Source organism: Klebsiella sp. C239, assembly GCF_048822715.1.
In the GTDB taxonomy this organism is placed as follows: Bacteria; Pseudomonadota; Gammaproteobacteria; order Enterobacterales; family Enterobacteriaceae; genus Klebsiella; species Klebsiella quasipneumoniae.
On record NZ_JBMEZK010000001.1, the window covers coordinates 218,450 to 238,981 of the forward strand.

Here is a 20,532-nt window from a genome sequence, read left to right on the forward strand (position 1 = left end):
TTTTGCTTTTCTCTCAGCGAGCGATTACTTCTGCTGCTGAGCTGACTGGATCGCGGTCAGTGCGATGGTGTAGACGATATCGTCTACCAGCGCGCCACGAGACAGATCGTTGACCGGCTTGCGCATACCCTGCAGCATCGGCCCGATGGAGATCAGGTCGGCAGAGCGTTGTACCGCTTTGTAAGTGGTGTTACCGGTGTTCAGATCCGGGAAGATGAACACGGTCGCGCGGCCAGCTACCGGCGAGTTCGGCGCTTTGGATTTCGCGACGTCAGCCATCACCGCGGCGTCATACTGCAGCGGACCGTCGATCATCAGATCAGGACGTTTTTCCTGCGCCAGGCGGGTCGCTTCGCGGACTTTTTCTACATCGCTACCCGCGCCGGAAGTACCGGTGGAGTAGGAGAGCATCGCCACGCGCGGTTCGATGCCGAAGGCAATCGCGGAGTCAGCGGACTGAATCGCGATTTCCGCCAGCTGCTCTGCGGTCGGATCCGGGTTGATCGCGCAGTCGCCGTAAACGTAAACCTGTTCCGGCAGCAGCATGAAGAACACCGAAGAGACCAGCGAGCTGCCCGGTGCGGTTTTGATCAGCTGCAGCGGCGGACGAATGGTGTTGGCGGTGGTGTGTACCGCGCCGGACACCAGGCCGTCGACTTCGTCTTGTTCCAGCATCAGGGTGCCGAGAACCACGTTATCTTCCAGCTGCTCGCGGGCGACCGCTTCGGTCATGCCCTTGCTCTTACGCAGTTCGACCAGGCGAGCCACGTAGCTTTCGCGTACCACTTCCGGGTCGACGATTTCGATACCGGCGCCCAGCTCAACGCCCTGCGCTGCCGCAACACGGTTGATCTCATCCGGGTTACCCAGCAGCACACAGGTGGCGATCCCGCGTTCGGCGCAGATAGCGGCGGCTTTCACGGTACGCGGCTCGTCGCCTTCCGGCAGAACCACGCGTTTGCCGGCTTTGCGCGCCAGCTCGGTCAACTGGTAGCGGAAGGCTGGCGGGGAGAGACGACGGCTGCGCTCGGAGGTCGCGGTCAGCGATTCGATCCAGTCGGCGTTGATGTAGTTGGCGACGTATTCCTGAACTTTCTCAATGCGCTCGTGATCGTCAACCGGTACTTCGAGGTTGAAGCTCTGCAGGCTCAGGGAGGTCTGCCAGGTGTTGGTGTTGACCATGAATACCGGCAGGCCGGTGGCGAAGGCGCGTTCGCACAGCTTGCTGATGCGCGCGTCCATTTCATAGCCGCCGGTCAGCAGGATGGCGCCGATTTCCACGCCGTTCATCGCTGCCAGGCAGGCGGCAACCAGCACGTCAGGACGATCTGCGGAGGTAACCAGCAGCGAGCCCGCGCGGAAGTGCTCCAGCATGTGCGGGATGCTGCGCGCGCAGAAGGTCACGGATTTGACGCGGCGGGTGTTGATGTCGCCTTCGTTGATGATGGTCGCATTCAGGTGATGGGCCATGTCGATCGCGCGGGTGGCGATCAGATCGAAGCTCCACGGTACGGCGCCCAGCACCGGCAGCGCGCTGCCGTTTTGCAGCTGAGCCGGGTCGATCTTCACGACTTTCGCTTTGGATGAGTCGTCGAAGATTTCTGACAGGTCAGGACGGGTACGGCCCTGCTCGTCGACCGGCGCATTCAGTTTGTTGATGATAACGCCGGTGATGCTGGTGTTTTTCGCGCCGCCAAAGCTATTGCGGGTCAGTTCAATACGCTCGTTCAGCTGTTCTGGCGTATCAGTGCCCTGCGACATCACGAAGACGATTTCCGCGTTCAGGGTTTTGGCGATTTCAAAGTTCAGCGCTTGGGCGAACTGATGCTTACGGGTCGGCACCAGGCCTTCCACCAGTACCACTTCCGCGTCCTGAGTGTTCGCGTGGTAGTTGGCGATGATCTCTTCCATCAGCACATCTTTCTGATTGCTGGAGAGCAGAGACTCAACGTGGTTCATCTTCAGCGGTTCAGCAGCGGTGGTGGTGGAGGAGCTGGCGCGAACGATGGTGGTGGTCTGGTCCGGGGCATCGCCGCCGGAGCGCGGCTGGGCGATAGGTTTAAAGACGCTCAGACGAACGCCTTTGCGTTCCATAGCGCGGATCACACCGAGGCTGACGCTGGTCAGGCCTACGCTGGTACCGGTAGGAATTAACATGATAGTACGGGACACGGTATATCCTCTTTCGTTACCGCCAGTATCAGGCGGGATACAAAACAGCACCACCAGCGACCCGTCATACTCCACGTTGCACGTGCGTTGGCTCTACTTGCTCACCCCGGTCGCGTACGCGCTGTACGCGCCGGGGATCTGCTGTGTCGCCGCCTTCCTGCAGCTCGAAGTATTGCGGGTCAGGGCTGGCGGTGTGGAATTATGCGGTCAGACGGCTGGCGTCTTGCGCGATGACCAGCTCTTCGTTGGTCGGGATAACCACGGCTGGACGGGTGCCTTCTTTGTTGATGAAGCCAGACTTGCCGAAGCGGGCAGCCAGGTTACGCTCATGGTCAACTTCAAAGCCCAGTACGCCCAGTTTGCCCAGCGACAGCTCACGCACCATCGCGGCGTTTTCACCGATGCCACCGGTGAAGATCACGGCGTCGAGACGGCCGTCCATCAGCGCGGTGTAGGAGCCGATGTATTTCGCCAGGCGGTGGCAGTAGACGTCCATCGCGCGTTTAGCGTCGGCTTTTTCCTGGTAGTTGTCTTCCACGTAGCGGCAGTCGCTGGTGACTTCGGTCAGGCCCAGCAGGCCGGACTCTTTGGTCAGCATTTTGTTGATGGCGTCAACGCTCATGCCCAGGGTGTCGTGCAGATGGAAGATGATGGCCGGATCGATATCGCCGGAGCGGGTACCCATCACCAGGCCTTCCAGCGGGGTCAGACCCATGGAGGTGTCAACGCATTTGCCGTTACGAATAGCGGAAACCGAACCACCGTTGCCGAGGTGGCAGGTGATGATGTTCAGCTCTTCAACCGGCTTGTTCAGGATCTTAGCGGCTTCCTGAGTCACGTAGAAGTGGCTGGTGCCGTGCGCGCCGTAACGACGAACGCCGTGCTCTTTGTACAGGCTGTACGGCAGGGCGTAGAGATAGGATTCTTCCGGCATGGTCTGGTGGAACGCCGTATCGAATACTGCCACGTTTTTGTCTTTCAGGTGCGGGAAGGATTTCAGCGCTTCAGCGATGCCGATCAGGTGTGCCGGGTTGTGCAGCGGGGCGAAGGACGCGGCGTCTTTAATGCCCTGAATCACGGACTCGTCGATGACTACGGAGCTGGTGTATTTTTCGCCGCCGTGGACGATACGGTGGCCGATTGCGGTCAGCTGAGCAGACAGTTCTGGTTTTTGTGCCAGAATAGTGTTAACGATAAAGTTCAGTGCTTCGCTGTGCGCGGCGCCCGCGCCTAATTCGGCTTCTTGTTTGCCGCCGTCAATTTTCCATTTGATACGGGCTTCCGGCAGGTGGAAGCATTCCGCTAAACCGGACAGGTATTCGTCGCCGTTCACGGCGTCAAGGATAGCAAATTTCAGAGAGGAGCTACCGCAGTTCAGAACCAGTACTAACTTACTCGACATGGAAGTACCTTTTTATGATACGTGGCTAAAAAAACGTCAGTGTGTCATTAGCGTAGCGCAGGATGACCTCGACATTTATGATTAACATCATGCCTTGTTCTGTTTTCAGGCACGATGAGATAAGTACATTTGATTTTATGCCATTTTGCATAATTTTCAGCCAATGGCAGAATATGCGATAATTTGACTAGCCTGGCAAAAGAGTCTATCCGCCCTTTCAGGCGGGCACAGGATACCTGATTGCGGCATCCTTTGCCAAAATCTTTTGAACGATGTCATGCATAGTTGGTGTTTTGCACGAATTTTTTAAGTTTTATATGTAAAGTTGAGGTAAAGCCATGTCGACCCCTGAGAAACGCCCCGTTAGCTTCTTTAGCTTGTTCAACCGCGGGCAGCACTACGCCAAGACCTGGCCTCTCGACAAGCGCCTCGCGCCGGTATTTATTGAAAACCGCATCATTCGTGCCACCCGCTACGCCATCCGCATCATGCCGCCGATCGCCATTTTCACCCTCTGCTGGCAGATAGCGCTGGGCGGCCAGCTGGGTCCCGCCGTGGCCACCGCGCTGTTTGCATTGAGCCTGCCGATGCAGGGGTTATGGTGGTTGGGTAAACGTTCAGTGACGCCGCTGCCGCCTTCCATTCTTAACTGGTTCTACGAAGTACGCGGCAAACTGCAGGAGGCGGGGCAGGCGCTGGCGCCTGTCGAAGGCAAGCCCGATTATCAGGCGCTGGCTGACACGCTTAAGCGCGCCTTCAAACAACTCGATAAAACTTTCCTTGATGATTTGTAATTCACTACGGAAAACGCATATAAAAGAAGGCGCATGATTTATGCGCCTTCTTTATTTCACGCCCTACCGTGCTACAGGAGTCACAACATGGAAATGACCAATGCGCAGCGTCTGATTTTATCCAATCAGTACAAAATGATGACGATGCTCGACCCGGACAATGCGGAGCGCTACCGTCGTCTGCAAACCATCATTGAGCGTGGGTATGGGCTGCAGATGCGTGAACTGGACCGCGAGTTCGGCCAGTTGACGGAAGAAACCTGCCGTACCGTTATCGACATCATGGAGATGTACCACGCGCTACACGTCTCCTGGACCAACCTGAAAGACGCGGAGGGTATCGACGAGCGTCGGGTCACCTTCCTCGGCTTTGATGCCGCCACCGAAGCGCGTTTTCTCGGCTACGTGCGCTTTATGGTCAATGTTGAAGGCCGTTACAGCCACTTTGACGCCGGCACCCATGGCTTTAACTCGCAGACCCCGATGTGGGAGAAATATCAGCGGATGCTGAGCGTCTGGCACGCCTGCCCGCGCCAGTATCATCTGAGCAGTAACGAAATTAACCAAATCATCAATGCCTGAGGGAGGTGCCCGTGCAGTGTAAAGGTTTCCTGTTCGATTTAGACGGGACGCTGGTGGATTCCTTGCCGGTGGTGGAGCGTTCATGGTGCAAGTGGGGGGATCGTTTCGCCATCGACCATGATGAAATTCTCAGTTTTATTCACGGCAAGCAGGCCATTACCTCCATTCGCCATTTTATGCCGGGTCGCAGCGAGGAGGATATCCAGGCCGAATTCCGTTATCTCGAGCAGATGGAAGCCACTGATATCGAAGGCATCGTCGCCCTGCCGGGGGCGTTAGCCCTGCTGAATTCGCTCAATGAGGCTGGGATCCCGTGGGCGATTGTCACCTCCGGCTCGATTCCGGTTGCGCACGCGCGTCACCGCGCGGCGGGCCTGCCGATGCCGGAGGTGTTTGTCACCGCTGAGCAAGTGAAGCACGGCAAGCCGGCGCCGGACGCCTATCTGCTGGGCGCCGAGCGGCTGGGGCTGCCTGCCGGGGAGTGCGCGGTGGTGGAAGATGCGCCGGCGGGGCTGCTCTCCGGGCTGACGGCAGGCTGTCGCACCATCGCGGTCAAGGTGCCTGCCGATGCCCCCCGTCTGGATGAAGCCGACCTCGTGCTGAGCAGCCTGGAAGATCTGCTGGTTGAACGCCAGGCCGACGGCGTGGTGAATGTGCGTCTTAAAGCGTAAACCCATGATTTCGCCCCGCGTCGTCGGGGCTTTTTTATGCCACTATGTCGACTCCCACTTGTGACAAGGAAACGTTGTGAACGGTGAATTGATTTGGGTTTTATCCCTCCTGGCCATCGCGGTTGTGCTGTTTGCTACCGGCAAGGTGCGCATGGATGCTATCGCCCTGATGGTCATTGTCGCCTTTGTCCTCAGCGGCACGCTGACGCTGACCGAAGCTTTTTCCGGGTTCAGCGATCCTAACGTGATCCTGATTGCCGCCCTGTTTATTATCGGCGACGGCCTCGTGCGTACCGGGGTAGCCACCAAGATGGGCGCCTGGCTGGTGAGCGTAGCAGGCAACAGCGAAACCAAAATGCTGATCTACCTGATGCTCACCGTCGCCGGGCTGGGCGCGTTTATGAGCTCCACCGGCGTGGTCGCCATTTTCATTCCGGTGGTCCTTAGCGTCTCGGCGCGGATGAATACCTCCCCCTCGCGGCTGATGATGCCGCTGAGCTTTGCCGGGCTTATCAGCGGGATGATGACCCTGGTGGCCACGCCGCCCAACCTGGTGGTCAACAGCGAACTGCTGCGCGAAGGGCTGCACGGCTTCAGTTTTTTCAGCGTCACGCCGATTGGCCTGGTGGTGCTGATCCTGGGCATCGTCTATATGCTGGCGGTGCGCTTTATGCTGAAGACGGATAATGGCGAATCCGCGCGCGATGGACGAAAAAGAAGCACCTTCCGCGATTTGATTCGCGAATATCACCTCACCGGCCGCGCCCGCCGGCTGGCGATCCGACCCGGTTCGCCGATGATCGGTCAGCGGCTGGATGATTTAAAGCTGCGTGAGCGCTACTGTGCCAACGTCATCGGCGTTGAGCGCTGGCGGCGGTTCCGTCGGGTGATTGTTAACGTCAACGGGGTATCGGAATTTCGCGCCCGCGACGTCCTGCTGATCGATATGTCCGCCTCCGATGTCGACCTGCGCCAGTTCTGCGGCGAGCAAATGCTCGAGCCGATGGTGCTGCGCGGCGAGTATTTTGCCGATCAGGCGCTGGATGTGGGGATGGCGGAGGTGGCGCTGATCCCGGATTCAGAGATGATAGGCAAAACGGTGCGTGAGATAGCCTTCCGCACCCGGTTTGGTCTCAATATCGTCGGCATGAAGCGCGATGGCAAAGCGATGGATGGTTCCGTGGTCGATGAGCCGCTGCAACTCGGCGATATCCTGCTGGTGGTCGGCAACTGGCGGCAAATTGCCCTGCTGGCGAAGCGCGGTCGGGATTTCGTGGTGCTCAATATGCCGGTTGAGGTCGATGACGCTTCGCCGGCCCACAGCCAGGCTCCGCACGCGATTTTCTGTCTGGTGCTGATGGTGGCCCTGATGCTGACGGATGAAATCCCCAACCCTATCGCCGCGATCATCGCCTGTCTGCTGATGGGCAAATTCCGCTGCATCAACGCCGAAAGCGCCTACAAGGCGATCCACTGGCCGAGCATTATTCTGATTGTCGGGATGATGCCGTTTGCCCTGGCCTTGCAGAAAACCGGTGGGGTGGATCTGGTGGTCAAGGGACTGATGGACGTTGCCGGAGGCGAGGGGCCTTATCTGATGCTCGGCTGCCTGTTTGTGATGTGCGCGGCGATAGGCCTGTTTATCTCTAACACGGCCACCGCAGTGCTGATGGCGCCTATTGCCTTAGCGGCGGCGAAGTCGATGGGCGTGTCGCCCTATCCCTTTGCCATGGTGGTGGCGATGGCGGCTTCGGCGGCGTTTATGACCCCGGTCTCCTCGCCGGTCAACACCCTGGTGCTTGGCCCGGGTAAGTATTCCTTCAGCGACTTTGTAAAGATTGGCGTGCCCTTTACCGTGCTGGTAATGGTGGTCTGCGTCCTGCTGATCCCGGTGCTCTTCCCGTTTTAAGGTATGCAGGCCGGGTAGGGGGCGACCACGGCCCGGCCTGAAAAATTACAGCGGCGAATCCTGGCTGATTTCATCCAGCGACAGCTGGAAGCTCGGGACAAACACCTGCATAAAGTAATCCATCTCCGCGCTGCGCCGCGACGCCAGCGTTTTTTCCAGACGGCCTTTGGCCAGCAGAAATTCGTTGTTGCCCGCCGACAGCTCTTCGAGGCATTTCAGGTAGGCGCAGAGGGCGTCAGCCTGTTTGACGATCGACTGCTCTTCCTCACTGTAGTGATGCTCGTCAATCAGCGGTTCGAAAATATCGCGCAGCTCGTCAGGCACCATATCCACCAGCTTCTGCTGGGCGATTTTCTCAATCGCCTTATATTCCTGGGCAATCTGCGAATTGAAATATTTCACCGGAGTAGGGAGATCGCCAGTTAAGACTTCCGAGGCGTCATGGTACATCGCTAACAAGGCGATACGCTCGGCGTTGACCTGGCCGCCGAATTTGCGGTTTTTGATCGCCGCCAGCGCGTGGGCGACCATCGCCACCTGCAGGCTGTGCTCGGAGACATTTTCAGTGCGCACGTTGCGCATCAGCGGCCAGCGGTTGATCAGTTTCAGACGGGAGAGGTGGGCAAAGAAATGACTCTGACTCATAGGAACCCTTAATCAGTGACAACATCGGGTTCCATTGTGCGCAGGGATCGCCGCCGGATGCAAATGCCGGCGGCGGCACGATTACAGCTGATGGTAGCCGGAGAGGAAGCGGCCGAAGCGGGAGATCGCCATCTCCAGGTCGTCTTCGCGAGGCAGGGTCACAATGCGTACGTGATCCGGCCACGGCCAGTTAAAGGCAGTACCCTGCACCAGCAGCACTTTCTCCTGCAGCAGGAAATCGAGCACCATTTTCTGGTCATCGTGAATATTGAAGCGTTTGGCGTCGATTTTCGGGAACATGTACAGCGCGCCTTTTGGCTTCATGCAGGAGACGCCCGGAATATCGTTGATCAACTCCCAGGCGCGGTTGCGTTGTTCATACAGACGCCCGCCGGGAATGATGAATTCGCTGATACTCTGGTAGCCGCCCAGCGCCGTCTGGATAGCATGCTGGGCCGGCACGTTGGCGCACAGACGCATCGACGCCAGCATTTCCAGTCCTTCGATATAGCCTTTCGCATGTTTTTTCGGGCCATTCAGCACCATCCAGCCCTGACGGAAGCCGGCGACGCGGTAAGTTTTCGACAGTCCGTTGAAGGTCACCGTCAGCAGATCGGGCGCCAGAGCGGCAATGGAGTGATGCTGGGCTTCGTCGTAGAGGATCTTGTCGTAGATCTCATCGGCGAAAATAATCAGGTTGTGCTGGCGGGCGATCTCCACGATCTCCTGCAGCAGCTCTTTGGAATAGACCGCGCCGGTGGGGTTGTTAGGGTTGATGATCACGATCCCGCGGGTGCGAGGCGTAATTTTAGCGCGGATATCGTCAAGATCCGGGAACCAGTCAGAGGATTCGTCACACAGATAGTGCACCGCTTTACCGCTGGAAAGGGACACCGCCGCCGTCCACAGCGGGTAGTCCGGGGCGGGAACCAGCATCTCATCGCCGCTGTTTAACAGCGCCTGCATCGCCTGGACAATCAGTTCGGACACGCCGTTGCCGATGTAAATATCTTCCACGGTGACATCGCGCATTCCCCGCGCCTGGTAATGCTGCATGATGGCTTTACGCGCCGAGTACAATCCTTTCGAATCGCAGTAACCCTGGGCGGTAGGCAGATTGCGGATGACGTCGACGAGGATCTCGTCAGGGGCTTCGAAGCCGAAGGGCGCCGGGTTGCCGATGTTCAGTTTCAGAACCTTATTGCCTTCTTCTTCAAGACGTTTCGCTTCTTTCAGAACCGGGCCGCGGATGTCATAACAGACGTTCTCTAACTTGCTGGATTTTTCGATGGGGGACATGAATCTTGACCTTTTAGCTGTTATCGCCACTCCCTGCCGTGGAAGTCAGCACGGAACAATGTACTCCGCCTCCCCGCTGTTTTGAAGGCTTTGCAGGAGAAGATTTTGCTAACGCAGGATTTTAAGCGTAATTGATTTATCTGCTGCTTGCTGATTTTTCCTGTGGTTTATGCCTTTTCATGGCATTTTTTCGGTCGTCTATGTTGAGGTAGTGCCTTTTTTACCATCATTTATCTGGTTTGTTTGTCTGGTAAACGGAGGGGCTGAAGAATGGATGGCCGCAAAAAAACGCTATCCTTAATGTAATAGCGGTTGATTTGTAATCTTGATGTTAAGTAATTTTAATAAAAAACTGTGCGCAAGCGCATTATTATTATTTTTGACAGGTAATAATCTGAGGTTTGTTAATTTATATAAAATGTTGAAAAAAATTTAAAATTAACTCAGTTAATCCTTATTAAGGCTTATAAAAAGGATGGGAATCGGTTAGAATATCGCCGTTAATATCAGTGGTAGTCGGTATGATTTACGGCTGAATTGGTATCTAATATATTGTTATTACAGAATTTTATTGTTCGTTTTTCGCCAAAAAAGACGTCCGGCGAAAAAGAGGCTTTCTCACCACCACTGTGCGATTTCCCGGGGCGACGTATGACGCCTTGCTGGCCGTGGTAATTAATAATAATGAGGAATACGAACAATATATTACTCCGGTGTTCTGCGCATTTGCTCAGATGAGTACTTTGGCATGTAATAACGTTCGTCCAGTTGTTTATCCGCCATCTGACGGTGAGCACAAGGCTCAGGGAATAGCCGGAAACCTGGCGTAAAGCATCAACAAGGCAGGTCAGCGTTAGCCACCTGTAAGTGAAGAAAGATGATTAATACAACACGTCCGATACTCAACCTCGATCTCGATCTGCTGCGCACCTTTGTAGCCGTCGCTGATTTGAACACCTTCGCCGCCGCCGCCGCCGCAGTGTGCCGTACCCAGTCCGCGGTCAGCCAGCAAATGCAACGCCTGGAGCAGCTGGTTGGCAAGGAGCTTTTCGCTCGTCACGGACGCAATAAACTGCTGACCGAGCAGGGCATCCAGCTGCTGGGCTATGCCCGCAAAATCCTGCGCTTTAACGATGAAGCCTGCATGTCGCTGATGTATGGCAGTCTGCAGGGGGGACTGACCATCGGCGCGTCGGAAGAAACCGCTGATACTATCCTGCCGTTTCTGTTAAACCGCATCGGCTGCTTCTATCCCAGAATGACGCTGGAGATTAAAGTCCATCCCCACGCCGTCATCATGGCGATGCTGAGCGGGGGAGAGGTCGATCTGGCATTAACCACCCATCAGCTTCCCGGTTTTACCGCTTTCACGCTGAGAACGTCGCCTACCCTCTGGTACTGTGCGGCGGACTACGTGCTGGCGAAAGGGGAATCGATCCCCCTGATCCTGCTCGAAGAGCCTGGCCCGTTCCGTGAGGACATCATCGCCGCGCTGGAGGCTGCCCGCGTCTCCTGGCATCTGGCCCACGGCGCCTCGTCGCTCTCCGGGGTGAAAGCGGCAGTGAAAGCCGGGCTGGGGGTCACCGCGCGTCCGGTCGAAATGATGAGCCCGGATTTGCGCGTGGCCGGCATTAGCGATGGCCTGCCGGTACTGCCGGATACCCGGTACGTGGTCAGCTGCAATCCGCAGACGGTGAGCGAACTACCGCAGGCGATTTTTCAGTCCCTGAGCCAGGAGAGCGATCCCTGGCGCGCGGGGCCGGCCCTTACTCCGGAAGAGGGAGGAAGCACCTTCATTTTGTGAGGTTATTTTGCTAACAAAGATCACAAAAACTGGTAACAGAATGTAAGTGTCCAAAAAGAGCCTCAGGGGTGGGTTTCTCGTCTGGTGGCTCTTTTTTTTGCACTCTTATTGATGTTTTGAATCTTTTTTTTATTTCTTTGCAGAAAAATCAGCATATTGGCGTGACCGGGCGCTCACCTTGTCGACTTTTTCCTGCACTTTCAACACTTCCTGCTAATGTTAAAAAACCGGATGGATTGTTGCCGATTTCCTGGGGTAATTAACAAAACCGTGTCGCAGATCAAGAAAATACCCCTCTTTGGGGGGAGGAATCGAGGCTAAATCCTGTCAAAATAGCAGGGATTTTTGATTTACGACGGAAACGGACACGATTCAACAACACTAAAACCGAACAGTATGCAAGGTTATTTCGCATAAAAGGGCATTTAATGTTAATGAAAAGATTCCAATGTAAATTAATGTTATGAAAACTTTTGTTAAAGTTGACAAAAGGTTAAAGAAAGGGGTAAAAAGCCACGGCATCTGGGCTTCTCACATCTTCCAGGGACGCTTTTTTGCACGGTTATTTTTTATTCCTCCCGTGAAACGCTGTGGCGTTCATCTGCCAGTAAGAGCAGAGGGTTTTGGCGCTACACTTTTTTGGTTAAGCAATGCGTATGTCAACATCCACTGAAGTCATCGCTCATCACTGGGCATTCGCTATATTTCTCATCATCGCTATCGGTCTGTGCTGCCTGATGCTCGTCGGCGGCTGGTACCTTGGCGGTCGCGCGCGCGCGCGTAGCAAAAACACGCCGTTTGAATCGGGGATCGACTCCGTTGGTTCGGCCCGCTTACGTCTTTCTGCGAAGTTTTATCTGGTTGCCATGTTCTTCGTGATCTTCGACGTGGAAGCCCTGTATCTCTACGCATGGTCGACCTCCATCCGCGAGAGCGGCTGGGTCGGCTTTGTGGAAGCCGCAATTTTCATTTTAGTGCTACTGGCTGGTCTGGTTTATCTCGTTCGCATCGGCGCACTGGACTGGACGCCCGCGCGTTCCCGTCGCACGCTGGTTAACCCGGAAACAGACAGTCCCACTAACCGTCATATGCAGTAAAAGCGAGGCAATAAGATGGATTATACGCTCACCCGCATAGATCCTAACGGTGAGAACGACCGTTACCCCCTGCAGAAACAGGAGATCGTTACCGACCCCCTGGAGCAGGAAGTCAACAAAAGCGTGTATATGGGGAAACTCGAACACGCGCTGCATGACATGGTGAACTGGGGCCGTAAGAACTCAATTTGGCCGTATAACTTCGGCCTTTCTTGCTGTTATGTGGAAATGGTGACGTCATTCACTGCGGTGCATGACGTTGCGCGCTTTGGGGCCGAAGTTCTGCGCGCCTCTCCGCGTCAGGCGGACCTGATGGTGGTCGCCGGAACCTGCTTCACCAAAATGGCGCCGGTTATTCAGCGTCTCTATGATCAGATGCTGGAGCCGAAGTGGGTGATCTCCATGGGCGCCTGCGCGAACTCCGGCGGCATGTACGACATCTATTCCGTCGTCCAGGGCGTGGATAAGTTTATTCCGGTCGATGTGTACATCCCGGGCTGCCCGCCGCGTCCGGAGGCCTATATGCAGGCGCTGATGCTGCTGCAGGAGTCCATTGGTAAAGAACGTCGTCCGCTCTCATGGGTGGTTGGCGATCAGGGCGTCTATCGCGCCAATATGCAGTCGGAACGCGAGCGTAAACGCGGCGAACGTATTGCAGTGACCAATCTGCGGACGCCGGACGAGATTTAATTTGCGCCTGCGGGCGGGAGAAGCACTTCGCAAATCAATCTACAACAGCGCGAAGTCTCGCCCGGCAGTCACCACGGACCTTTTGCAATGGTGAACAATATGACCGATTTAACCGCGCATGACGCCGCACCAGCCTGGCAAACCCGCGATCACCTTGATGACCCGGTGATCGGCGAACTGCGCAACCGCTTTGGGCCGGATGCCTTTACCGTTCAGCCAACCCGTACCGGCGTACCGGTGGTATGGGTCAAGCGCGAGCAGCTGCTTGAGGTGGGTGATTTCCTGAAGAAATTGCCGAAGCCTTACGTGATGCTGTTTGACCTGCACGGCATGGACGAACGTCTGCGCACGCACCGCGATGGCCTGCCCGCCGCGGATTTTTCCGTTTTCTATCACCTGATTTCCATCGACCGCAACCGCGACATCATGCTCAAGGTGGCGCTGTCTGAAAACGATCTGCATCTGCCGACCTTCACCAAACTGTTCCCCAACGCCAACTGGTATGAGCGTGAAACCTGGGAAATGTTTGGTATTACCTTCGATGGCCACCCGAACCTGCGTCGCATCATGATGCCGCCGACCTGGGAAGGCCACCCGCTGCGTAAAGACTACCCGGCGCGCGCCACCGAATTCGATCCGTTTGAGCTGACCAAAGCCAAGCAGGATCTGGAGATGGAAGCGCTGACTTTCAAACCGGAAGAGTGGGGCATGAAGCGCGGCACCGACAACGAGGACTTCATGTTCCTCAACCTCGGTCCGAACCACCCCTCCGCGCACGGTGCGTTCCGCATTATTCTGCAGCTGGATGGCGAAGAGATCGTCGACTGCGTGCCCGACATCGGTTACCACCACCGCGGCGCCGAGAAGATGGGCGAGCGCCAGTCCTGGCACAGCTACATCCCGTACACCGACCGTATCGAATACCTTGGCGGTTGCGTCAACGAGATGCCGTACGTGCTGGCCGTGGAAAAACTGGCCGGGATCACCGTGCCGGATCGCGTCAACGTGATCCGCGTAATGCTCTCCGAACTGTTCCGCATCAACAGCCACCTGCTGTATATCTCTACCTTTATTCAGGACGTCGGCGCGATGACCCCGGTCTTCTTCGCCTTTACCGATCGGCAGAAAATCTACGATCTGGTGGAAGCGATCACCGGTTTCCGTATGCACCCGGCGTGGTTCCGCATCGGCGGCGTCGCGCACGATCTGCCGCGCGGCTGGGATCGTCTGCTGCGTGAGTTCCTCGAGTGGATGCCGAAGCGTCTGGACTCCTATGAAAAAGCCGCCCTGCGCAACACCATTCTGAAGGGCCGTTCCGTCGGCGTGGCAGCCTATACCGCTAAAGAGGCGCTGGAGTGGGGCACCACCGGCGCAGGCCTGCGCGCCACCGGTATCGGCTTCGACGTGCGTAAATGGCGTCCTTATTCTGGCTATGAAAACTTCGACTTCGAAGTCCCGACCGGGGGCGGCGTCTCTGACTGCTACACCCGCGTGATGCTGAAAGTCGAAGAGCTGCGCCAGAGCCTGCGCATTCTTCAGCAGTGCCTCGACAATATGCCGGAAGGGCCGTTCAAAGCGGATCACCCGCTGACCACGCCGCCGCCGAAAGAGCGCACGCTGCAGCATATCGAAACCCTGATCACCCACTTCCTGCAGGTATCGTGGGGCCCGGTCATGCCGGCCAACGAATCCTTCCAGATGATTGAGGCGACCAAGGGGATTAACAGTTACTACCTGACCAGCGACGGCAGCACCATGAGCTACCGTACCCGCGTCCGCACGCCGAGCTTTGCGCACCTGCAGCAGATCCCGTCGGCGATCCGCGGCAGCCTGGTATCCGACCTGATCGTCTATCTGGGTAGTATCGATTTTGTTATGTCAGACGTGGACCGCTAATTATGCACGAGAATCAACAACCACAAACCGAGGCTTTTGAGCTGAGTGCGGCAGAGCGTGAGGCTATTGAGCACGAGAAGCACCACTACGAAGACCCGCGTGCGGCGTCCATCGAAGCGCTGAAAATCGTTCAGAAACAGCGCGGCTGGGTGCCGGATGGCGCGATCTACGCCATTGCCGATGTGCTGGGCATCCCGGCCAGCGACGTCGAAGGCGTGGCGACGTTCTACAGCCAGATTTTCCGCCAGCCGGTTGGCCGTCACGTGATCCGCTACTGCGATAGCGTGGTGTGCCACATTACCGGCTATCAGGGAATTCAGGCCGCCATCGAGAAGAAGCTGAACATCAAGCCAGGGCAGACCACCTTTGATGGCCGCTTTACCCTGCTGCCGACCTGCTGCCTGGGCAACTGCGACAAGGGACCGACCATGATGATTGATGAGGACACTCACAGCCATCTGACGCCGGAGGCAATTCCTGACCTTCTGGAGCAGTACAAATGAAAACCGTAATTCGTACTGCGGAAACGCATCCGCTCACCTGGCGTCTGCGCGACGACAAGCAGCCGGTCTGGCTGGACGAGTATCGCAGCAAAAATGGCTATGAAGGGGCGCGAAAAGCGCTGACCGGCATGGCGCCGGACGAGATCGTCACGGCGGTAAAAGACGCTGGCCTGAAAGGGCGCGGCGGCGCGGGCTTCTCCACCGGTCTGAAGTGGAGCCTGATGCCGAAAGACGAGTCCATGAACATCCGTTACCTGCTGTGTAACGCCGATGAAATGGAGCCGGGCACCTATAAAGACCGCCTGCTGATGGAGCAACTGCCGCACCTGCTGGTGGAAGGCATGCTGATCTCCGCGTTTGCGCTGAAGGCCTACCGCGGCTACATCTTCCTGCGCGGAGAGTATATCGAAGCGGCCCAGCATCTGCGCCGCGCGATTGCCGAAGCCACCGAGGCGGGCCTGCTGGGGAAAAACATCCTCGGCACCGGTTTTGACTTCGAGCTGTTTGTCCACACCGGGGCAGGGCGCTATATCTGCGGCGAAGAGACGGCGCTGATTAACTCCCTGGAAGGTCGCCGCGCTAACCCGCGCTCCAAGCCGCCGTTCCCGGCGAGCTCCGGCGTGTGGGGTAAGCCGACCTGCGTCAACAACGTGGAAACCCTGTGCAACGTGCCGGCGATTTTGGCCAACGGCGTTGAGTGGTACCAGAACATCTCCACCAGTAAAGATGCCGGCACCAAGCTGATGGGCTTCTCCGGCCGCGTGAAGAACCCGGGCGTCTGGGAGCTGCCGTTCGGCACCACTGCCCGCGAGATCCTGGAGGATTACGCCGGCGGCATGCGCGATGGCCTGAAGTTTAAAGCCTGGCAGCCGGGTGGGGCAGGGACCGACTTCCTCACCGAAGCGCACCTCGATCTGCCGATGGAGTTCGAAAGCATTGGTAAAGCGGGCAGCCGTCTGGGCACCTCGCTGGCGATGGCCGTTGACCACGAGATCAACATGGTCTCGCTGGTGCGCAACCTCGAAGAGTTCTTCGCCCGCGAGTCCTGCGGCTGGTGTACGCCGTGCCGTGATGGGCTGCCGTGGAGCGTGAAGATCCTGCGCGCCCTGGAGCGCGGCGAAGGCCAGCCTGGCGATATCGAAACCCTTGAGCAACTGTGTCGATTCCTGGGCCCGGGTAAAACCTTCTGCGCGCACGCGCCGGGCGCGGTTGAGCCGCTGCAGAGCGCGATTAAATATTTCCGCGAAGAATTCGAGGCTGGCATTAAGCAGCAGTTCAGCAATACCCATGCAATCAACGGGATTCAGCCGAACCTGCTTAAGACGCGCTGGTAATCTAAAGGTTTTTTTATTTTTGGAAGCACGCTAATGGCTACGATTCATGTAGACGGCAAAGAATACGAGGTCAACGGAGCGGACAACCTGCTGGAGGCTTGTCTCTCTCTTGGGCTTGATATTCCCTACTTTTGCTGGCACCCGGCGCTAGGGAGCGTCGGTGCTTGCCGCCAGTGTGCGGTGAAGCAATATCAGAACGCGGAAGACACGCGTGGTCGCCTGGTGATGTCCTGTATGACTCCGGCATCCGACGGCACCTTTATTTCTATCGACGATGGCGAAGCGAAGCAGTTCCGCGAAAGCGTGGTGGAGTGGCTGATGACCAACCACCCGCACGACTGCCCGGTCTGCGAAGAGGGCGGCAACTGCCACCTGCAGGATATGACGGTGATGACCGGCCATAGCTTCCGCCGCTATCGTTTTACCAAGCGTACCCACCGCAATCAGGATCTGGGGCCGTTTATTTCTCATGAAATGAACCGCTGCATCGCCTGCTACCGCTGCGTGCGCTACTACAAAGATTATGCCGACGGCACCGATCTGGGCGTCTATGGTGCCCACGACAACGTCTACTTCGGCCGCCCGGAAGATGGCACCCTGGAGAGTGAATTCTCCGGCAACCTGGTGGAAGTCTGCCCGACCGGCGTCTTCACCGATAAAACCCACTCCGAGCGCTATAACCGTAAATGGGACATGCAGTTTGCGCCGAGCATCTGCCAGCAGTGTTCCATCGGCTGTAACATCAGTCCGGGCGAACGCTATGGCGAACTGCGTCGTATCGAAAACCGTTATAACGGGACCGTTAACCGCTACTTCCTCTGCGACCGCGGTCGTTTCGGCTATGGCTACGTGAACCTGAAAGACCGTCCGCGTCAGCCGGTTCAGCGCCGCGGCGACGATCTGATTACCCTCAACGCCGAGCAGGCGATGCAGGGCGCGGCGGATATTCTGCGCCAGTCGAAGAAAGTGATCGGCATCGGCTCCCCGCGCGCCAGCATTGAAAGCAACTTCGCGCTGCGCGAACTGGTGGGCGCCGACAACTTCTATACCGGCATCGCCAAAGGCGAACAAGCGCGCCTGCAGATGATGCTGAAAGTGCTGCGCGAAGGTGGGATCCACACCCCAAGCCTGCGCGATATCGAATCCTACGACGCGGTACTGGTGCTGGGCGAAGACATTACCCAGACCGGCGCGCGCGTCGCGCTGGCGGTGCGTCAGGCGGTGAAAGGGAAAGCACGCGAAATGGCGGCGGCACAGAAAGTGGCCGACTGGCAGATTGCCGCGATCCTCAACATCGGCCAGCGCGCCAAACACCCGCTATTCGTCACCAACATCGATGACACCCGCCTGGATGACATCGCCGCGTGGACCTACCGCGCGCCGGTGGAAGATCAGGCGCGTCTCGGCTTCGCCATCGCCCATGCGCTGGACGACAGCGCGCCGGCGGTTGACGGCCTGAGCCGCGAACTGCAGGGTAAAGTCGATGTCATCGTCCAGGCGCTGGCCGGGGCGAAAAAACCACTGATTATTTCCGGGACCAACGCCGGCAGCATGGAGATCATCCAGGCCGCCGCTAACGTGGCGAAAGCCCTGAAAGGCCGCGGCGCCGACGTCGGCGTGACGATGGTTGCCCGCGCGGTGAATAGCGTCGGTCTGGGTATGATCGGCGGCGGTTCTCTTGAAGAGGCGCTGGACGAACTGGAAAGCGGCGCCGCAGACGCGGTCATCGTGCTGGAAAACGACCTTCACCGTCATGCTTCCGCCGCCCGCGTCGACGCAGCGCTCTCCAAAGCGCCGCTGGTGATGGTGGTTGACCATCAGCGCACGGCGATTATGGACAAAGCGCACCTGGTGCTCTCCGCGGCAAGCTTTGCGGAAAGCGACGGTACCGTGGTCAACAACGAAGGCCGCGCTCAGCGCTTCTTCCAGGTCTACGACCCGGCCTACTACGACGCGAAAACCGTCATGCTGGAAAGCTGGCGCTGGCTGCATTCCCTGCACAGCACCGTTAACAACCGTCAGGTTGACTGGACGCAGCTGGACCACGTCATCGATGCCGCGATTGCCGCCCTGCCGCAGCTGGCGGGCATTAAAGACGCCGCGCCGGATGCGACCTTCCGCATTCGCGGTCAGAAGCTGGCGCGTGAACCGCACCGCTACAGCGGCCGCACGGCGATGCGCGCCAACATCAGCGTCCACGAACCGCGTCAGCCGCAGGATAAAGACACCATGTTCGCCTTCTCCATGGAAGGGAACAACCAGCCGTCCGCCCCGCGTTCGCAGATCCCGTTCGCCTGGGCGCCGGGCTGGAACTCCCCGCAGGCATGGAACAAGTTCCAGGATGAAGTGGGCGGGAAACTGCGCCACGGCGATCCGGGCGTCCGTCTGTTTGAAGCGTCCGCCAGCGGGCTGGAATACTTCACGGCGGTGCCGGCCAGCTTCCAGGCGGAAGACGGGAAATGGCGTATCGCGCCGTACTACCACCTGTTTGGCAGCGATGAGCTGTCACAGCGCGCGCCGGTGTTCCAGAGCCGGATGCCTGAGCCGTACATCAAGCTGAACCCGGCGGATGCCGCGAAGCTTGGCGTCAACGCCGGGGCGATGCTCTCCTTTAGCGTGGAAGGCCAGACCCTGCGTCTGCCGCTGGTTATCTCTGAAGGTCTGACCGCAGGACAGGTTGGCTTACCGATGGGCATGCCGGGCATTGCGCCGGTACTGACCGGATCGCGTATTGATTCACTGCAGGAGGCGAAAGCATGAGCTGGTTAACGCCGGATCTTATCGACATTCTGTTAAGCATCCTGAAGGCCGTGGTCATTCTGCTGGTGGTGGTCACCTGCGGCGCGTTCATGAGCTTCGGCGAGCGTCGTCTGCTCGGTCTGTTCCAGAACCGCTACGGGCCAAACCGGGTGGGCTGGGGCGGTTCGCTGCAGCTGGTCGCCGACATGATCAAAATGTTCTTTAAAGAGGACTGGGTTCCGCGCTTCTCGGATCGCGTGATCTTTACTCTGGCGCCGGTGATCGCCTTTACTTCGCTGCTGCTGGCCTTCGCCATTGTGCCGGTCAGCCCGACGTGGGTGGTGGCCGATCTGAACATCGGGATCCTGTTCTTCCTGATGATGGCAGGCCTGGCGGTCTATGCGGTGCTGTTCGCCGGTTGGTCGAGCAACAACAAATACTCCCTGCTGGGGGCGATGCGTGCTTCCGCGCAGACCCTGAGCTACGAAGTGTTCCTCGGCCTCTCCCTGATGGGCGTGGTGGCGCAGGCGGGGTCATTCAATATGACCGATATCGTCAACAACCAGGCGCATCTGTGGAATGTCATCCCGCAGTTCTTCGGCTTCGTGACGTTCGCCATCGCCGGCGTGGCGGTGTGTCACCGTCACCCGTTCGACCAGCCGGAAGCGGAGCAGGAGCTGGCCGATGGTTACCACATTGAATATTCCGGCATGAAGTTCGGTCTGTTCTTCGTCGGTGAATACATCGGTATCGTCACCGTTTCAGCGCTGATCGTCACGCTGTTCTTCGGCGGCTGGAATGGCCCGTGGTTACCACCTTTCATCTGGTTCGCGCTGAAAACCGCGTTCTTCATGATGATGTTCATTTTGATCCGCGCATCATTACCGCGTCCGCGCTATGACCAGGTAATGTCCTTTGGCTGGAAGGTATGCCTGCCGTTAACGCTGGTCAACTTGTTGGTAACGGCGGCTGTCATTCTCTGGCAGGCGCAATAA

The 20,532-nt window shown here is 57.6% G+C and carries 16 protein-coding genes; 12 read left to right on the forward strand and 4 right to left on the reverse strand.

Annotation, left to right across the window (positions count from 1 at the left end; genetic code table 11):
* Positions 1 to 24 precede the first annotated feature (24 nt).
* Both pta and ackA read right to left on the reverse strand, forming a co-directional pair.
* The gene (gene pta, locus ACOI6Z_RS01095; RefSeq protein WP_032453599.1) at positions 25 to 2,172 is read right to left on the reverse strand and encodes a phosphate acetyltransferase; all 2,148 of its coding nucleotides are present in this window, start codon (positions 2,170 to 2,172) and stop codon (positions 25 to 27) included.
* Positions 2,173 to 2,371: 199 nt separating this feature from the next.
* On the reverse strand, positions 2,372 to 3,574 hold the full coding sequence (gene ackA / locus ACOI6Z_RS01100) for an acetate kinase (RefSeq protein ID WP_008803940.1): 1,203 nt from the start codon (positions 3,572 to 3,574) through the stop codon (positions 2,372 to 2,374).
* Positions 3,575 to 3,912: 338 nt separating this feature from the next.
* On the opposite strand from ackA, the gene yfbV reads away from it, so the two are divergent.
* The 4 genes from yfbV to ACOI6Z_RS01120 all read left to right on the forward strand — a co-directional run bounded on the left by yfbV (position 3,913) and on the right by ACOI6Z_RS01120 (position 7,530).
* Entirely contained in the window at positions 3,913 to 4,368 is a 456-nt protein-coding gene (gene yfbV, locus ACOI6Z_RS01105; protein ID WP_002913194.1) for a terminus macrodomain insulation protein YfbV, read from the forward strand.
* 87 nt (positions 4,369 to 4,455) lie between these two features.
* Positions 4,456 to 4,950 carry a YfbU family protein gene (locus tag ACOI6Z_RS01110; RefSeq protein WP_023290515.1) on the forward strand — a complete coding sequence of 165 codons (495 nt, stop codon included), beginning with the start codon at positions 4,456 to 4,458 and terminating at the stop codon, positions 4,948 to 4,950.
* An 11-nt stretch (positions 4,951 to 4,961) separates the two neighbouring features.
* A complete protein-coding gene (locus ACOI6Z_RS01115) occupies positions 4,962 to 5,621 on the forward strand; it encodes a sugar phosphatase (RefSeq protein ID WP_023290514.1) in 660 nt (219 codons plus the stop codon).
* A gap of 76 nt (positions 5,622 to 5,697) precedes the next feature.
* Complete coding sequence (locus ACOI6Z_RS01120; protein WP_044524269.1) at positions 5,698 to 7,530, forward strand: SLC13 family permease; 1,833 nt, start codon at positions 5,698 to 5,700, stop codon at positions 7,528 to 7,530.
* 45 nt (positions 7,531 to 7,575) lie between these two features.
* On the opposite strand, the gene yfbR is transcribed toward ACOI6Z_RS01120, so the two are convergent.
* Together yfbR and alaA are read right to left on the reverse strand one after the other, a co-directional pair.
* The gene (gene yfbR / locus ACOI6Z_RS01125; protein ID WP_002913188.1) at positions 7,576 to 8,175 is read right to left on the reverse strand and encodes a 5'-deoxynucleotidase; all 600 of its coding nucleotides are present in this window, start codon (positions 8,173 to 8,175) and stop codon (positions 7,576 to 7,578) included.
* Positions 8,176 to 8,256: 81 nt separating this feature from the next.
* A complete protein-coding gene (gene alaA, locus ACOI6Z_RS01130; protein WP_004201748.1) occupies positions 8,257 to 9,474 on the reverse strand; it encodes an alanine transaminase AlaA in 1,218 nt (405 codons plus the stop codon).
* Between the two features lie 877 nt (positions 9,475 to 10,351).
* Between alaA and ACOI6Z_RS01135 the strand changes: the two genes are divergently transcribed.
* From ACOI6Z_RS01135 to nuoH, 8 genes are all read left to right on the forward strand, one after another.
* Entirely contained in the window at positions 10,352 to 11,278 is a 927-nt protein-coding gene (locus tag ACOI6Z_RS01135; RefSeq protein WP_032453594.1) for a LysR family transcriptional regulator, read from the forward strand.
* Between the two features lie 650 nt (positions 11,279 to 11,928).
* On the forward strand, positions 11,929 to 12,375 hold the full coding sequence (gene nuoA, locus ACOI6Z_RS01140) for an NADH-quinone oxidoreductase subunit NuoA (protein ID WP_002913181.1): 447 nt from the start codon (positions 11,929 to 11,931) through the stop codon (positions 12,373 to 12,375).
* 15 nt (positions 12,376 to 12,390) lie between these two features.
* On the forward strand, positions 12,391 to 13,065 hold the full coding sequence (gene nuoB, locus ACOI6Z_RS01145; RefSeq protein WP_002913178.1) for an NADH-quinone oxidoreductase subunit NuoB: 675 nt from the start codon (positions 12,391 to 12,393) through the stop codon (positions 13,063 to 13,065).
* A gap of 87 nt (positions 13,066 to 13,152) precedes the next feature.
* Positions 13,153 to 14,961 (forward strand): NADH-quinone oxidoreductase subunit C/D, encoded by a 1,809-nt coding sequence (gene nuoC / locus ACOI6Z_RS01150; RefSeq protein WP_004201746.1) that lies wholly within the window; start codon positions 13,153 to 13,155, stop codon positions 14,959 to 14,961.
* Positions 14,962 to 14,963: 2 nt separating this feature from the next.
* A complete protein-coding gene (gene nuoE / locus ACOI6Z_RS01155) occupies positions 14,964 to 15,464 on the forward strand; it encodes an NADH-quinone oxidoreductase subunit NuoE (RefSeq protein WP_002913160.1) in 501 nt (166 codons plus the stop codon).
* The gene (nuoF, locus tag ACOI6Z_RS01160; protein ID WP_002913158.1) at positions 15,461 to 16,798 is read left to right on the forward strand and encodes an NADH-quinone oxidoreductase subunit NuoF; all 1,338 of its coding nucleotides are present in this window, start codon (positions 15,461 to 15,463) and stop codon (positions 16,796 to 16,798) included. Before nuoE ends, nuoF begins: the two co-directional genes overlap by 4 nt.
* Positions 16,799 to 16,831: 33 nt before the next feature.
* A complete protein-coding gene (gene nuoG / locus ACOI6Z_RS01165; RefSeq protein WP_044524268.1) occupies positions 16,832 to 19,558 on the forward strand; it encodes an NADH-quinone oxidoreductase subunit NuoG in 2,727 nt (908 codons plus the stop codon).
* Positions 19,555 to 20,532 (forward strand): NADH-quinone oxidoreductase subunit NuoH, encoded by a 978-nt coding sequence (nuoH, locus tag ACOI6Z_RS01170; protein WP_023290510.1) that lies wholly within the window; start codon positions 19,555 to 19,557, stop codon positions 20,530 to 20,532. The genes nuoG and nuoH overlap by 4 nt, the downstream gene beginning before the upstream one ends.

Bases quoted from the DNA above. Each gene is read 5' to 3' on its own strand.
- yfbR (WP_002913188.1), bottom strand. From the start codon at position 8,175: ATGAGTCAGAGTCATTTCTTTGCCCACCTCTCCCGTCTGAAACTGATC.
- nuoA (WP_002913181.1), top strand. From the start codon at position 11,929: ATGCGTATGTCAACATCCACTGAAGTCATCGCTCATCACTGGGCATTC.
- nuoH (WP_023290510.1), top strand. From the start codon at position 19,555: ATGAGCTGGTTAACGCCGGATCTTATCGACATTCTGTTAAGCATCCTG.
- ACOI6Z_RS01135 (WP_032453594.1), top strand. From the start codon at position 10,352: ATGATTAATACAACACGTCCGATACTCAACCTCGATCTCGATCTGCTG.
- nuoC (WP_004201746.1), top strand. From the start codon at position 13,153: ATGGTGAACAATATGACCGATTTAACCGCGCATGACGCCGCACCAGCC.
- nuoG (WP_044524268.1), top strand. From the start codon at position 16,832: ATGGCTACGATTCATGTAGACGGCAAAGAATACGAGGTCAACGGAGCG.
- ACOI6Z_RS01110 (WP_023290515.1), top strand. From the start codon at position 4,456: ATGGAAATGACCAATGCGCAGCGTCTGATTTTATCCAATCAGTACAAA.
- alaA (WP_004201748.1), bottom strand. From the start codon at position 9,474: ATGTCCCCCATCGAAAAATCCAGCAAGTTAGAGAACGTCTGTTATGAC.
- ackA (WP_008803940.1), bottom strand. From the start codon at position 3,574: ATGTCGAGTAAGTTAGTACTGGTTCTGAACTGCGGTAGCTCCTCTCTG.
- nuoB (WP_002913178.1), top strand. From the start codon at position 12,391: ATGGATTATACGCTCACCCGCATAGATCCTAACGGTGAGAACGACCGT.
- yfbV (WP_002913194.1), top strand. From the start codon at position 3,913: ATGTCGACCCCTGAGAAACGCCCCGTTAGCTTCTTTAGCTTGTTCAAC.
- nuoF (WP_002913158.1), top strand. From the start codon at position 15,461: ATGAAAACCGTAATTCGTACTGCGGAAACGCATCCGCTCACCTGGCGT.
- nuoE (WP_002913160.1), top strand. From the start codon at position 14,964: ATGCACGAGAATCAACAACCACAAACCGAGGCTTTTGAGCTGAGTGCG.